Source organism: Sphaerisporangium sp. B11E5, from assembly GCF_039871875.1.
Lineage (GTDB): Bacteria > Actinomycetota > Actinomycetes > Streptosporangiales > Streptosporangiaceae > Sphaerisporangium.
This window is the reverse complement of the sequence record NZ_JBDPMD010000009.1, coordinates 87,865-102,505: the sequence shown is the minus strand read 5'-3', so window position 1 is coordinate 102,505 and position 14,641 is coordinate 87,865. Positions and strand designations below refer to the sequence as shown.

Genomic DNA, 14,641 nt, shown 5'->3' with positions numbered 1-14,641 from the left:
ACCTCCACTCGGCATCCAGTCTTCCAGAGCCGCGGCACCGGCCCTGTCAGGGCCGGCCCGATCGTCCGCCTGACGGGCACCGGGCCGGGCGGTAGGGTTGGCCGTCATGCGACTGGTCATCGCGCGATGCAGCGTGGACTACGTGGGACGGCTGACGGCGCACCTGCCCATGGCACCCCGGCTGATCCTCATCAAGGGGGACGGTTCCGTGTCGGTGCATGCCGACGACCGGGCGTACAAGCCGCTGAACTGGATGAGCCCTCCGTGCCGGTTGCGCGAGGAGGAGGGCGTCTGGACGGTCACGCACGACAAGACCGGTGAGAAACTCATCCTCACCATCGAGGAGATCACGCACGACTCGTCCCACGAGCTCGGCGTGGACCCCGGTCTGATCAAGGACGGCGTGGAGGCCCATCTGCAGGAACTGCTGGCCGAGCACATCGAGACCCTGGGGGACGGCTGGACGCTGATCCGGCGCGAGTACCCCACGGCGATCGGGCCGGTGGACATCCTGTGCCGCGACCGGCCCGGCGCCACCGTAGCGGTGGAGATCAAGCGGCGGGCGGGCATCGACGCCGTCGAGCAGCTCACCCGGTACCTGGAGTTGCTGAACCGCAATCCATTGTTGTCCCCGGTCGGCGGCATCCTGGCCGCGCAGACCATCGTGCCGCAGGCGCGCACGCTCGCTGAGGACCGTGGCATTCGCTGTGTGCTGCTGGACTACGACACGCTGCGCGGCATCGAGCGTAAGGACACGTTGTTCTGAGCCTGTTTGGTGATTTCTGACATGCTCTGAGGTTTTCATCCCTCATCCCTGAGGATGATCTTTCCCGCCTCCACCAACCTTTCCCAGCGAAACAGCGTCACAGGGAAACGGAGGCAAATGCCCCACCAGCCGCATGTCCGGCGGTGAGTGGGCATAGGGAGTAATTCTTCAGGGAGGGGTTTTCCAGCGTGTCGTGGAATGGGCGCAGGGCCGTCGCGCGTGCCGCGTTACGGGTGATCGGTGTACTCAACCGGCGAAAGGCGCGCGGGGCGCCGCCACCCGGCACCGGCACCGTTCGCATCCTGTTGTTGCACGCGTACGGAATGGGTGGCACGATCCGCACCACGCTCAACCTCGCGGCCCATCTGGCCCGCACGCGGGACGTCGAGATCGTCAGCCTGATCCGCACCGCCGAGGAACCGTTCTTCGACATACCGCCCGGCGTGCGGGTGACGTTCCTGGACGATCGCACCGTCCGCCAAGGGCCGGTCGCCCGGCGCCTGGCCCGGGCGCGCAGCAGGCTGGTGCCCGAGCAGGAGAAGGCGTACGCCACGATGAGCCTGCGCACGGACCTGCTGCTGGTCCGTCACCTGCGCTCGCTGCGCGGCGGCGTGCTCATCGGCACCCGCCCCGCGTTCAACTTGATCATGGCGCTGTTCGCCCCGCCCGGCGTGATCACCATCGGCCAGGAGCACACCACCTACGACACGCACGCGCCCGAGCTGCGGGCCGCGATCCGCCGCCGCTACGGCCGGCTGGACGCGTTCACCACGCTCACCGAGGCCGATCTGAAGGCGTACCGCAAGGCGCTGCGGTCCCGGCCGCCCCGCCGCCTGCTGTGCCTGCCGAACGCCGTGGCCGAGCTGGCGGGGGACGTCTCCACGCTGGAGGAGAAGGTGGTCGTGGGCATCGGCCGCATCGCGCACGCCAAGGGCTTCGACCGGCTGGTCAACGCCTGGAAGACGGTCGCCGAGGCCCACCCCGACTGGGAGCTGCGCATCCACGGCGCCGGCACCGAGGAGCGCGAGCGGCGCCTGCGCGACCGCATCGACGCGGCGGGCCTGACCGGCAAGGTCGTGCTCGCCGGCAGCGCCCGCGAGACGGGGGTCGCGTTGTCGGAGGCGTCGATCCACGCGGTCGCCTCCCGGTACGAGGGCTTCGGCATGACGATCCTTGAGGCGATGAGCAAGGGCGTGCCCGTGGTCAGCTTCGACTGCCCGCACGGCCCGCGCGAGATCCTCACCGACGGCCACGACGGCCTGCTCGTCCGCTCCGCCAAGGCCGCCGCCCTCGGCCACGCGCTCAACCGCCTCATCGAGGACGAGTCCCTGCGCCGCACCCTGGCCGCGAACGCCCTGCGCACCGTGGAGCGGTACCGCATGACGTCCATCGGCCCCCGCTGGGACGCGCTGCTGGACGAGCTGGCGGCGGACCGGCGCGGGGACGGCGCGCCGGCGAGCGGTTAGGACGGGATCGTGGCCAGTTCCTCCAGGCGCCGGCGGATGTCCCCGATGTACGGGGGCTCGCTCACGTCGTCCCAGGGGACGAGGGCGGCGAGACCGGCCGTGACGTGCTCGTCCGCCTGGCCGGGGTCGAGACGGGCCAGGTAGAGGCAGGCCAGCGCGGTCGGCACGCCGGTGCGCGGCAGACGGGCACGGCCGGCGCGCAGCAGGCGCGCGGCCTCGGCGGCGTCGGAGGCGACGAGGGAGGTGCCGAGGTGCACCGTGCAGCGGCCCTCCCCCACCGGCTCGCCGGCGCGCCGGAACATCGCGGCGGCCCGCCGCCAGCCGGCGCGGGCCTCCTGCTCCTTGCCGAGCCGCCAGTCGGCGAGCGCCCGCAGCTCGGTCGCGTGGGCCTTGGTGCCGGGGTCGACGCCGTCGCCGGCGGAGGCCGCGACGGCGCCGAGTAGCCGGTGGGCGTCCTGCACCCGGCGGGAGTCCAGGGCGTCCCCGCTGAGCAGCAGCGCCCCGATGTTGACCCGCGCCACCGCGAGCCCCTGGACGTCCCCGGACGGCAGCGCCTGCCGGTACCGCGCCAGCTCCGCCTCGACGACCGTGAGGTCCTCCTGCGTGGTCAGGTGCACGGCGGCGCGGGCCAGATGGAGCTGCGGCGGGTGCGCCTTCGCGGGCAGCGACTCGAAGGCCCGCGCCACGTGCCGGCTCGCCGAACCGACCACACCGAGGGCCAGCCCCACGTCGGCGCAGCGCAGCTCGGCGACGACGCTCGCCTCCCGGTCCTTCAGCCTGCGCGCCGCGGCGGCGAGGCGGCGGGCGGCGTCCAGCCGGTCGGTCTGCCGGTGCTGGGTGTTGAACCACGTCTCCAGGGCGTCCCCGATGCGCCAGACGTCGTACGCCGAGGCGCCCGGCGCCGCGTCGTCGAGCACCTTCAGCAGCGCGGTGTCCTCGGCGGCGAACCACCGCCGGGCGCCCTCGTCCTCCGGCAGCCGGCGGCTGTGCGCGTCGGCCTGGGCGGCGAGCTGCCCGGCCAGGGCCCGGGTGACGGCGGCGCGGTCGCGCGGCGGGTCCACGATCAGCGCGGCCCCGTCCACGGCGCGCACCCGGGACGGCGAGCGCGGCCGCTCCACCAGGCAGTTGTCGAGCAGCACCCTGATCGCGTCGCCGGTGTCCCGTTCCGACAGTCCCGCGACCCGGGCGAGCGTGCCGGTGGCGACCTCCTCGACGGGCAGGTGGGCGAGCACCGACAGCAGCCGCGCCGCGTGCGGCGACAAGCCGTGCGACAACCGCCGCCTGACGGTCGCCAGCACGTCGGCGTCCGACGGCCGCGCCCGCAGCTCCCCCGCGAGGTCGGCGACCCGCATGGTGGCGTTCCTGTCGAGCCAGGCGGCGATGGTGAGCACGATCACGGGGTTGCGCAGGAACGAGCGCGGCAGCGGGTCGGCCGAGGTGAGCCGCCCGGGGTTCTCCGTCACCTTGGCCCGCAGCAGGGCGAGGCCGTCCTCCTCCGACAGGGACCCGATGGGGATGGGGTCCTCCTCCACCGGCGTGCCGTCGAGCAGCCCGGCCACGACGATCCGCACCGCGGGGGCGCGGGGCAGCCACGCGACCTGCGTCCACTCCTGCACGTTGTCCAGCAGCAGCGTGTGCCCCGACGTCCGCAGCGCGTCGCCGACCAGGGCCGCCGCCGCGTCGAGGGTCTCCACGGCGCCCGGCTGGAGACCGAGCACGCCGAGCGTCCTGCGGGCCACGCTCAGCGCGGGCTCGGGACGGCCGCGGTCCTGGCCGCGCAGGTCGGCGTACCGCTGCCGGGCGGTGTGCGGCTCCAGCTCCCACGCGGCGGCGATGGCCACGGCGGACGTGCCGAGGCCCTTGCTGCCCTGCACGACGGCCAGCCCGCGTGCCTCCACCCGGTGCACGACCTGCCGCACCGCCTCGTCCCGCCCGACGAGCCGCTCGGCGGGCGGCGGGAAGGTCAGCGGCGGCGACTCGGGCACGCCGCCGGGGGCGTGCCGCCGGCGCAGCCAGAAGATCACGACGGGGGGCACCGTGACGATGAGGAGGATCCACAACGGGAGCAGTTCCAGCGCCAGGTCGGTGAGGATCTCCTTCAGCAGCGCCGTCGCGACGAGGCCGCCCACGGTGACCGCGGCCACCAGCGACTCGCGGCGGCTCTGCGGCAGCAGCGAGAGCAGCCGGGTGACCCTGCGGCGGCGCGGCGGCGGCGTCATCGCGCCACCCCCTGGGTCAGCCCCTGGGTCAGCCACCGGCCGGTCGCCAGCACGAGCACGACCGGCACGGCGCCGGCCATCACCGACTCGGCGGCGAGCGGGCCGGCGGAGGTGGCGAACTCCCGGGCCTGCTGCCAGATCACCAGGGGCACCTGGTCGGCGGCCGGCCAGTTCAGCAGCAGGCTGACGATGAGGTCGTTCCAGGTGAACACGGCGGCGAGCACCGCCACGGTGACCACGGCGGGCAGCCGCGCCTCGACGACCCAGCGGAACGCCGAGTGGCCCTGCGCGAGCGGCCGGTCGACCACCGGGCGCGGCACCGACAGGAAGGCGTTGCGCAGCAGCAGCACCGCGAGCGGCAGCACCAGCGCGGTGTGCACCAGGCTGAGTGTCACCGGGCCGCCCACCAGGCGGTCGGTCACCCGGCCGAGCGGCACGGCGACCGCCTGCGGCGGGATCGTGGCGAGCGCCGCCGCCAGCGCGACCACGAGCGCGCCGGCGCGGCGGCGCATCCCGGCGTACGTCAGCCCGTACGCCGCGGGGACGGCGAGGAGCACCACGAGGACCGCGACCAGCAGGGACCGGGTGGCGGTGGGCGTGAGCGCGTCGAGGAACGAGCCGTCGCGCAGCGCCTCGGCGTAGGAGGCGAACCCGTGGCCCGCGGCCCGCACACCGGATCGCGCGGCACCCACCGGGTCGCGCAGCGAGGTGAGCAGCAGCACGGCGATCGGTGTCAGCCACACGGCCGCCACCAGCGCCGACGCGGCCCGCGCCACCCGTCCGGGGCCGCGTGCCCCGGTCTCCCCCGTCCGCCCGGTCCCCCCCGTCTCCCCCGGCGGCGGCAGGTCCCGGCGCAGCCGCCACAGCAGCAGGAGCGCCGCGGTGGCGGGGATCAGGAACAGCAGGACGCCGAGCGCCTCGCGCTCCCCCGGGGCGAACACGTCGCTCTGCCGCCACCAGTACAGCCCGAGCACGTCCACCTGGTCCTGGATGGACCCCGGGACGGCCACCAGCACGATCTCGAACGCCCGGGTGGCGGCGATGAGCACGATGAGGCCGGCGACCGCGGCCGTGGGGAAGAGCGCCGGGATCAGCACCAGGCGGGCCCGCGACCACCGGCCCGGCGCGAACACACGGGCGACGCGCAGCAGGTCGCCGCGGATCCTGCCGAGCCCCTCGCGGAAGACGAGGAACGCGACGCCGGTCCACTGCCAGACGAAGGCCATGCCGAGCAGCAGCCAGATCCACCCCGGACCGAGCAGGTACCCCTCCCGCGCCCCGCCCCCGGTCAGCCCGCGCTCGGGGCGGAAGTCGAAGATGAGCCGCAACGTGATGCCGGCGGCGAGCGGGGTGACGACGGCGGGGACGGTCAGCGCGGCGGTCAGCACCCGGCGCAGCCGCCCGCCGACGTCCCTGGCCAGCAGGGCGAGGCCGAGGCCGAGCGCGCAGGCGACGAGGGCGAACCCCATCCAGATCAGGTTGTTGCGCAGCGGGAGCCAGAAGTCGGCCGCGGTGACGAGCGTGCGGTACGCGTCAGGGAAGCGGAGGCTCTCGATCACCGTCATCGCCAGCGGCGCCACGAGCACGGCGGTCATGACGGCCACGGCCGGCAGCAGGTATCCCCAGCCGGCCCACCGGCCGTGGGAGCTCCAGGTGGCCGGGGCCCGGGGGTCCATCCTCGGGGTGACCGCGAACAGCAGCGGCTCGTCTCTCATCGGGCCGCCTCCGTCATCGCCGTCTGCGCCGCCGCGACCGGGTCCCGGCTGGAGGTGACCCCGGTGACGTCGCTGAAGAACCGGGTGAGGACACGCCACAGGCCGCGCCCGTTGCCGCCGGACAGCCGCCCGGTGAGCTGGTCGGACAGGTCGAACTCGACGTTCTCGCCGATCACCTGGGCGGCGAAGGGCCGCAGGGCGGCCGGGTAGCCGGTCACCTGGGAGTCCAGGGAGATGAAGCCGCCCTCGCGCACCCAGCCGTCCCGCACGGCGGCACGTCCCCCGTCTCCCGCCAGCCATTCGACGACGCCGCGCCCCGCGTCGGAGAGCGCCACGGCGGCGTCCCCCGCCACCAGGACCGGCGCGGTGCCGGGGTGCTCGGCGGGGAAACGGCACGGCATGGCGACGGTCGCGGTGGCGCCGTACCGGGAGATCACCGGGTAGGCGAAGTCGGCGGCGGCCACCACCTCGGCGTGCCCGTAGTAGAAGACGTCGAGGATCGAGTCGTGGAAGGACGTCAGCAACGCCCGGCGTCCCCCGCCGGGGAAGATGCCGTCCATGCCCCACAGGTCCCGCAGGTACCGCAGCGCCTGGGTGACCGCGGGGGCGTCCCAGCCCGGGCCCGGCCCCCGGCCGCCCGGGGCGGGGAGCAGGGCGCGGTAGGTGTCCGGGTCGATGCCGAGCAGCACGTTCTCGAACCAGTCGGTGAGCACCCAGCCGTCCGCCGCGCCGATGGACAGCAGCGGGCGCCCGGCCCTCCCGCAGTACTCCAGCCACGCGGCCCACGACGCCGGCTCGGCCGGGCCCGCGCCGTACGGCGGCGGGTTCCGCCCCCGGTGCCAGAGCAGCGACTTGTGCGCCGCCTTGAACCAGACGCCCTTGACCGCGCCGTCGTGGGTGAGCAGGCCCGTCCAGGCGCCGGCGCCGGGGGCGTGAGAGGGGCCGGGGATCGCCGCGGGCATGCTCCGCAGCCCGGAGGCCGCCTCCCCGAGCAGCCCGAGCCGGGGCACGAACGCGACGTCCGGCCGCGCCGACCGCGCCACGGGGTTCTTCAGCAGCGCGTCGATGCTGTCCCCCGCCGAGAACACCACCGGGTCCCCGGCGTACCCGCGCATCACGTCACGGAACCGCGCGAGCTCCCACCCGCTCCACGGCACCGCGATCCGCACCGGCGCCCCGGCACACCCCGCGGCCCCGGCGGCCACCGAACCCGCCAGCACCCCGAGCGCCCGCCTGCGGCTGAGACGAGGCGGCACGGACGCGCTCCCGAGGAATCCGCCGCCGGGACCAGACCGTGCGGGCACACGCCCGCCGCCGGGATCAGGTCGTGCGGGTGTACGTGCGCCGGCGGGGTCAGGGGGCATCGACGATCTCCCAGGGGTCCGGGCGGAGGGTCACGACCTGGGTGGCGTCGTCGGTGACGACGACCAGGGGGAGGTCGGGCAACTCCTTGCGGGCCGTCTTGACCGCGCGGTGGCAGGGGGCGCTTCCGGCGCGGTCCTCGACGACGAGGGCGCGGATGGCGCTGGCGCAGGTGGCGCGGGCGAGGGCCACCCTGATGCGTTCCTCGTGCGCGAGGTCGCCGGGGCGCCGGTCGAGGTGGCCCTTCACCCCGAAGCGCGCCGCCGCGTCCCGCACGGCGTCCGCGCTGACACCCCGCCGCCCGCACACGATGTTCTCGCGCACGCTGAGGTGGGGGAACAGCCCGCCCCCGGCCGGCACCAGGGCGATCTCCCTGCGCATGTCCAGCGGGATCACCGCGTCGGCCAGCCGGATCTGCCCCCCGTCCAGCGGCTTCCTGCCGAGCAGCACCTCGGCGAACGTGTCCGCCTCCTCGGCGCTCCTGTCGGCCACCACCGCGATCTCCCCGGAGCGGACCAGCAGCCGGTCGGGATCGAGGCGGGACCGCCCGCCGCCGCACTCCCAGCGCAACGCGTCGAGCACGAGGACGAGCATCGGCGGCTCCGGGGGGACAGGGACCGAATCCATACTGTCACCATTTAACGCCCGCTCTCCGGCGGATCAAGCGACGCGGCCTTCCTGGGGCGCCCGGTGTCCACCGTTCGGTGGACTCCCGGTTCAGCCCGACGGTGGTGCCGCGGCCGGGCCGTGAGCGGGATGCTCGTGACATGACACAGGCAGCGGTGCGGGTGCGTGGTCTCGCCAAACGGTACGGCGAGGTGCGGGCGGTGGACGGGATCGACCTGGACGTCCAGGAGGGGGAGGTGTTCGCCGTCCTCGGTCCGAACGGGGCGGGCAAGTCGACCATGGTGGAGATCCTTGAGGGGTACCGGTCGCGGGACGGCGGCGAGGTCAGCGTGCTCGGGGTGGACCCGGGCAGCCCCACACGGCAGTGGCGTGACCGGATCGGCATCGTGCTGCAGACGGCCGGGGACACCGCAGAGCTGACCGTGCGGGAGACCGTCCGGCACTTCGCGGGCTACTACCAGGACCCGAGGGACCCCGACGAGGTGATCGGGAAGGTCGGGCTGAGCGACAAGGCCGGCGTCCGGCTGCGCAAGCTGTCCGGGGGGCAGCGGCGCCGGGTGGACGTGGCGCTCGGCGTGATCGGGCGGCCCGAGCTGCTGTTCCTCGACGAGCCCACCACCGGGTTCGACCCCGAGGCCCGGCGGCGGTTCTGGGACCTCATCAGGGACCTGGCGCGCGAGGGCACGACCATCATGCTCACCACCCACTACCTCGACGAGGCCGAGGCCCTCGCCGGACGGGTGGCGGTGATCAACGCCGGGCGCATCGTCGCCGAGGGCGACCCCGCGACGCTCGGCGGCCGGGCCGGCGCCGACGCCACGGTGAGCTGGCAGGAGGACGGGCAGCGCAGGCGCGTGGAGACGGCCACGCCCACCCGTACCGTCCTGGAGCTGACCCGCCGCTTCGACGGCGAGGTGCCCGAGCTGACGGTCACCCGGCCGACCCTGGAGGACGTCTACCTCGGTCTCATCGCCAAGCCCGCCTCCTGAACCCCGGCCTTCGAAAGCCCTGAGAGGAACACACCCCCATGAGCGACACCGTCGCCACTCCCCCGGCCGCCGCGACCCGCGCGGCCCCGTCCGGGCGCCCGCCCTCGGTGGCCGCCGCCGGATGGTCACGAGGGCTGCTGGAGACCAAGATGTTCTTCCGCGAGAAGGACGCCGTCGTCTTCACCTTCGCCTTCCCGATCGTCATGCTCGTGATCTTCGGCTCGATCTTCCAGGGAGGGATCGGGGACACCTCGATCACGGTCTCCCAGCTCTACACCGCCGGCCTGATCGGTGCGGGGGTGATGAGCGCCAGCTTCCAGAACCTCGGCATCGGCATCGCCGGCGACCGGGACGACGGCACGCTCAAGCGCCTCGCCGGCACGCCGCTGCCGCGCAGCTCCTACTTCATCGGCAAGATCATCGGAGTGCTGGTCGTCGCGGTGGTGGAGGTCGCGATCCTGCTGGCCATCGGCGTGCTCATGTACGACCTGTCGCTGCCGTCCGGGGCGGCGCCGTGGGTGACGTTCACGTGGGTGTTCCTGCTCGGCATCACCGGCTGTGCCCTGCTCGGGGTCGCGTTCAGCAGCCTTCCCCGGTCGGCCAAGAGCGCGAGCGCGGTGATCAGCCTGCCGTTCGTGGTGCTGCAGTTCATCTCCGGGGTCTTCATCCCGTTCACCGCGATGCCCGAATGGTTGATGCGGATCGCCTCGTTCTTTCCGCTGAAATGGATGTGCCAGGGCTTCCGGTCGGTCTTCCTGGGCGACGCGGGGGCCGCCCTGGAGATGACCGGTTCGTACGAACTCGACCGGGTGGCCCTGGTGCTGGCAGCGTGGGTGGCCGGAGGTCTCGTCCTGTGCCTGACGACGTTTCGCTGGAAGAGCCGCCGCGACGGATGACGCGGACGGCCCACGACGACTGCGCCCGCCAGGCGGTCCGGCGTACCGCGCCGGCCGACGCCTGGCGGGCCTTCCACGGGTGGAACACCCTGTTCGTCCTCGCGTACCTGGTCACCGGGACCCTGGTGTTCCTCGACGACGACACCTCCGTGGCGGGCAGGGCGGCCGCGCTCGCGCTGCTCAGCCTGTGCGCGGCCACGTACGTCGTCTTCGGCCGGCCGGCGCTCGCCCGCGACGGGGAGAACGACCGGGCCCGGCTGCTGTACGTGGCGTTCGTGCTGGTCACCTTCGTGCCCGCGACGGTCATCGTGCCGGCGTCGTCGTTCGCGATGTTCGCGCTGGGCCCGCAGATCTTCATGACGCTGTCGCCGTGGTGGGCGGTCGCCATGGTGCTGTCGCTCAACCTGTCGCCCGCCATGAGGTTCGTGCTCCAGCCCGGCCTTGAGTGGCGTTCGGCGCTCACGGTGGCGGCGACCAGCGCGGTGTCCATCACGTTCTCGATCGTGTTCGGGCCGTGGATGTCACGCATCATCAGGCAGAGCGCCGAGCGGGCCCAGCTCATCGAGGAGCTGGAGGCCAGCCGGGCACAGGTCGAGCGACTGTCGCGGGAACGGGGGGCCATGGCGGAGCGTGAGCGGCTCGCCGGGGAGATCCACGACACGCTCGCCCAGGGGTTCACCAGCATCATCATGCTGATCCAGGCCGCCGAGGCGCAGCCGGACCCGTCGCGGCACCTGGCGCTCGCCATGCGGACCGCGCGGGAGAACCTCGCCGAGGCACGCGGGCTGATCGCGGCGCTCAGCCCGCCGCCGCTCGACGGGTCCACGCTGGAGGAGGCGCTGCGGCGGATCGCCGCGCGGCTGTCGGAGGAACTGGCGGTGCCGGTGGCGTTCGAGGTGGGCGAGGGGTCCCGGCCGCTGCCGCCGGGCATCGAGGTGGTGCTGATCCGGGCGGCCCAGGAGGGGCTGGCCAACGTGCGGCGGCACGCGGCGGCGTCGGCGGTGCGGATCTGCGTGGAGTACGGCGAGACCGAGGTCGTGCTGCGGGTGCGGGACGACGGGCGGGGCTTCGACCCGGCCACCGCCCCGCGGGGGTTCGGGCTGCGTGCCATGCGGACCCGGGCCGAGGAGGCGGGGGGTTCCGTGCGGGTGGAGGGCGCCGTGGGGGGCGGCACCGAGCTCACCGTGAGCATCCCCTATCCGGACGGGGACCGTGAGCCGGCGGCGGCCGCCGCCCGGAAGGAGTCGCCGTGATCCGCGTGCTGATCGTGGACGACCATCCCGTGGTGCGCGAGGGCCTGCGCGGCATGCTGGAGGCCGACACCGGGATCACGGTGGCCGGGGAGGCGGGGTCGGGGGACGAGGCCGTGGTGCGGGCCCGTGAGCTGGATCCCGACGTGATCCTGATGGATCTGCGGATGCCCGGCGGGGACGGGGTGAGCGCGATCCCCCGTGTTCTGGCGGAGCGGCCCGCTTGCCGGGTGATCGTGCTCACCACCTTCGAGACCGACCAGGACATCGTGCGTGCCGTGGAGGCCGGGGCGGCCGGTTACCTGCTGAAGGACACCTCCCGGGCCGATCTCGTCTCCGCCGTCTTCGCCGCCGACCGCGGCGAGACCGTGTTGTCCCCCTCCGTCGCCACCAAACTGGTCGGACGCATGCGCGCCCCCGCCACCGACTCCCTGTCCAAACGCGAGACCGAGGTCCTCACCCTGGTCGCCCGCGGCTTCACCAACGCGGAGGTCGGCCGCGAGCTCTTCATCAGCGAAGCCACCGTGAAGACCCACCTCCTGCGCGTCTTCGGCAAACTCGGCGTCAGCGACCGCACCGCCGCCGTCACCACCGCCCTCCACCGCGGCCTGCTGTAGTACCGCGGGGCGGTGGTCCGTAGGTGGTCGGGGGTGGTGGGGCGGGGTTATCGTGGCGGCGGCGGACGCTGGGCGTCCGGAGAGGAGAAACCCCCGTGTCCATGGCTACCGAGCGGCGTACTTTCGAGTCTGTGCATCCTGCTACGGGGGTTGTGGTGGGGACGCATCCGATCGACGACGCGGGGGCGGTGGGTGCGGCGGTCGAGCGGGGGCGGGGGGCGGCGTTGTGGTGGGGGCGGCTGGGGTTCGACGGGCGGCGGCGGAGGTTGCTGGATTACAAGGCGGTGCTCACGCGGAACCTGCGGCGGGTGGTGGAGCAGGTCTGCGCGGAGACGGGGAAGCCGGTGGGGGACGCCACGCTGGAGACGGCGATCGCGATCACTCATCTGGACTGGGCGGCGCGGAACGCGCGGAAGGTGCTCGGGCCGCGGCGGGTGCCCACGGGGCTGATCGGGATGAATCTCACGGCGACGCTGGAGTACCTGCCGCTCGGGGTGGTCGGGGTCATCGGGCCGTGGAACTACCCGGTGTTCACGCCGATGGGGTCGATCGCGTACGCGCTGGCGGCGGGGAACGCGGTGGTGTTCAAGCCGAGTGAGCTGACGCCGGGGGTGGGGGTGCTGCTGGCGGAGCTGTTCGCCGAAAGTGTGCCCGAGCACCCGGTGTTCCAGGTGGTCACCGGGTTCGGGGAGACGGGGGCGGCGCTGGCGGGGCACCCGGGGATCGGGAAGATCGCCTTCACGGGCTCCACGGCGACCGCCAAGCGGGTCATGACGGCGTGCGCCGCCAACCTGACGCCGCTGGTCGCCGAGTGCGGCGGCAAGGACGCGCTGATCGTGGACCGGGACGCCGATCTCGGCGCCGCCGCGGACGCCGCGGTGTGGGGCGCCATGTCGAACGCCGGGCAGACCTGCATCGGCGTGGAACGGGTCTACGCGGTGGCCCCGGTGTACGACGACTTCCTGCGCGAGCTGACCCGCCGCGTCGAGGGTCTGCGCGCCGGTGTGGACTACGGCCCGATCACCATGCCCGAGCAGACCGACGTCATCAGGCGCCACGTGGACGACGCGCTCGCCAAGGGCGCCACGGCCGTGGTGGGCGGCGCGGACGCCGTCCGGCCCCCGTTCGTGGACCCCGTGGTGCTCACCGACGTGCCCGAGGACTCCAGCGCCGTCCAGGAGGAGACGTTCGGCCCGACCATCACGGTCGCCAAGGTCGCGGACGCCGACGAGGCCGTGCGCCGCGCCAACGCCGTGGCGTACGGCCTCGGCGGCACGGTGTTCTCCGGTAACGTGAGGCGGGCCACCGAACTGGCCCGGGCCATGCTCGGCGGCATGACGGCCGTCAACTCGGTCATCTCGTTCGCGGGTGTGCCGGCCCTGCCGTTCGGCGGCACCGGCGCCTCCGGGTTCGGCCGCATTCACGGCGCCGACGGGCTGCGCGAGTTCACCCGGCCGAAGGCGATCTCCCGGCAGCGTTTCGCCATACCCGGAATGAATCTCACCTCTTTCACGCGAACCCCAGCCGACCTGGAGCGTCTCGTGAAATTGGTCACCTTTCTCCACGGCCGCCGCAAGAGCTAGATGTCGCGATACTTCCACTGAAACGATCTTGCGTCCATAATGATGGGTTCCTACGGGGCCAGCAAGGACGCGAGGTGGACAAGTGGCGACCGGACGCGACTACCGCGGAATGACCGCGGAGCAACGATTAGCCGACCGCAGGCAGCGGTTGTTGAACGCGGCATACACGTTGTTCGCCGCCGCGGGATTCACGACGACCACGATCGAACGATTGTGCGCCGCGGCCCGCATCTCCAACCGCGCCTTCTATGAATGTTTCTCCGGACGAGAAGATCTCATGCGGGCGGTTTACGACCACTGCGTGGAGGAGACGATGCTCGCCGTCTCCAAGGCGATCGGTGAGGCGCCGCCGGATCCGGACAGCCGTATCGAAGCGGGGATCCAGGAGTACATCACTTTCGTCACCCGGGACGTGCGGCGCGCCCGCATCATGCACCTGGAGGTGCGCCGGGCCGGGGAGATCCTCTCCGTGCACCGGCAGCGCGCGGTCACCGGGTTCACCGATCTCATCGAGGACGCCCTCGGCGAAGAGCCTGTGGGCCTGCCGGGCCGCAAACATCTGCTGGCCCTCGGCATGGTCGGGGCCATCCAGGAACTGCTGATCGAGTGGGTGCTCGCCGAACGGCAACCCCCGCTGGAGCATCTCATCGAGACCGCCGTGCACATCTTCCGGCGCTCGTTCGGCAACTGAGGCGACCGACGGCTCCCGAGCCCTCCCCTCCGGGCTCCCCGCCTTCCGGCTTCCCGAGCCGTCTCCCTGAGACCCGTACCTTCTCGGCGTCCGTGACCCCCGCCGCCGACGTCTCCGCCTGCCAGGCTAGGCCACCGCGGCCTCGGGCATCTCCACCGCGATCACGCGGTGCAGTCTGGTGATCGCCAGCACCCGCATGACGCGGGGCGGCACGCCGCGCAGCACCAGGCGGCGTTCGGCGCGCAGGGCGCGGCGGTGGGTGCCCACGAGGACCCCGAGACCGGCCGCGTCGATCATCTCCAGGCCGGACAGGTCCACGACCAGGTCGCCCTCGCCGCGGTCCACCGCCTCGTGCAGACGCGGCCGCAGCCCCGCGACCGTGCCGCCGTCCAGGCGGGATCCGACGTTGACCACCTGCCGTCCCGGAATTCTCCGGCTGCGCATTGCGCCCTCCTAGCGT

13 protein-coding genes are annotated in these 14,641 nt (G+C 73.3%); 8 read left to right on the top strand and 5 right to left on the bottom strand.

The window, feature by feature from the left end:
• The first annotated feature begins 106 nt into the window (after positions 1-106).
• Complete coding sequence (gene nucS / locus ABGB17_RS11915) at positions 107-766, top strand: endonuclease NucS (RefSeq protein WP_347628489.1); 660 nt, start codon at positions 107-109, stop codon at positions 764-766.
• Positions 767-1,074: 308 nt separating this feature from the next.
• Positions 1,075-2,232, top strand: coding sequence for a glycosyltransferase family 4 protein (locus ABGB17_RS11910; protein ID WP_347628487.1), 1,158 nt, complete (start codon positions 1,075-1,077; stop codon positions 2,230-2,232).
• Here the strand turns inward: ABGB17_RS11910 and ABGB17_RS11905 are convergent.
• The 4 genes from ABGB17_RS11905 to ABGB17_RS11890 all read right to left on the bottom strand — a co-directional run bounded on the left by ABGB17_RS11905 (position 2,229) and on the right by ABGB17_RS11890 (position 8,155).
• Positions 2,229-4,451 carry a hypothetical protein gene (locus ABGB17_RS11905; RefSeq protein WP_347628485.1) on the bottom strand — a complete coding sequence of 741 codons (2,223 nt, stop codon included), beginning with the start codon at positions 4,449-4,451 and terminating at the stop codon, positions 2,229-2,231. The two genes, ABGB17_RS11910 and ABGB17_RS11905, sit on opposite strands and share 4 nt — an antisense overlap.
• Positions 4,448-6,166: an ABC transporter permease subunit gene (locus ABGB17_RS11900; RefSeq protein WP_347628483.1), complete on the bottom strand. Its 1,719-nt coding sequence runs from the start codon at positions 6,164-6,166 to the stop codon at positions 4,448-4,450. The genes ABGB17_RS11905 and ABGB17_RS11900 overlap by 4 nt, the downstream gene beginning before the upstream one ends.
• Entirely contained in the window at positions 6,163-7,422 is a 1,260-nt protein-coding gene (locus ABGB17_RS11895; protein ID WP_347628481.1) for a hypothetical protein, read from the bottom strand. The genes ABGB17_RS11900 and ABGB17_RS11895 overlap by 4 nt, the downstream gene beginning before the upstream one ends.
• A 97-nt stretch (positions 7,423-7,519) precedes the next feature.
• On the bottom strand, positions 7,520-8,155 hold the full coding sequence (locus ABGB17_RS11890; protein ID WP_347628479.1) for an ATP-binding cassette domain-containing protein: 636 nt from the start codon (positions 8,153-8,155) through the stop codon (positions 7,520-7,522).
• Between the two features lie 140 nt (positions 8,156-8,295).
• On the opposite strand from ABGB17_RS11890, the gene ABGB17_RS11885 reads away from it, so the two are divergent.
• The 6 genes from ABGB17_RS11885 to ABGB17_RS11860 all read left to right on the top strand — a co-directional run bounded on the left by ABGB17_RS11885 (position 8,296) and on the right by ABGB17_RS11860 (position 14,181).
• The gene (locus tag ABGB17_RS11885; protein WP_347628477.1) at positions 8,296-9,144 is read left to right on the top strand and encodes an ABC transporter ATP-binding protein; all 849 of its coding nucleotides are present in this window, start codon (positions 8,296-8,298) and stop codon (positions 9,142-9,144) included.
• 38 nt (positions 9,145-9,182) lie between these two features.
• Positions 9,183-10,040 carry an ABC transporter permease gene (locus ABGB17_RS11880; protein ID WP_347628475.1) on the top strand — a complete coding sequence of 286 codons (858 nt, stop codon included), beginning with the start codon at positions 9,183-9,185 and terminating at the stop codon, positions 10,038-10,040.
• On the top strand, positions 9,998-11,293 hold the full coding sequence (locus ABGB17_RS11875) for a sensor histidine kinase (protein WP_347628473.1): 1,296 nt from the start codon (positions 9,998-10,000) through the stop codon (positions 11,291-11,293). Before ABGB17_RS11880 ends, ABGB17_RS11875 begins: the two co-directional genes overlap by 43 nt.
• Positions 11,290-11,907 (top strand): response regulator transcription factor, encoded by a 618-nt coding sequence (locus ABGB17_RS11870; protein ID WP_347628471.1) that lies wholly within the window; start codon positions 11,290-11,292, stop codon positions 11,905-11,907. The genes ABGB17_RS11875 and ABGB17_RS11870 overlap by 4 nt, the downstream gene beginning before the upstream one ends.
• Before the next feature lie 101 nt (positions 11,908-12,008).
• Positions 12,009-13,490 carry an aldehyde dehydrogenase family protein gene (locus ABGB17_RS11865; protein ID WP_347628695.1) on the top strand — a complete coding sequence of 494 codons (1,482 nt, stop codon included), beginning with the start codon at positions 12,009-12,011 and terminating at the stop codon, positions 13,488-13,490.
• Between the two features lie 82 nt (positions 13,491-13,572).
• Complete coding sequence (locus ABGB17_RS11860) at positions 13,573-14,181, top strand: TetR/AcrR family transcriptional regulator (RefSeq protein WP_347628469.1); 609 nt, start codon at positions 13,573-13,575, stop codon at positions 14,179-14,181.
• Positions 14,182-14,307: 126 nt separating this feature from the next.
• Here the strand turns inward: ABGB17_RS11860 and ABGB17_RS11855 are convergent, their stop codons facing one another.
• A complete protein-coding gene (locus tag ABGB17_RS11855) occupies positions 14,308-14,625 on the bottom strand; it encodes an STAS domain-containing protein (protein ID WP_347628467.1) in 318 nt (105 codons plus the stop codon).
• Positions 14,626-14,641: the final 16 nt, after the last annotated feature.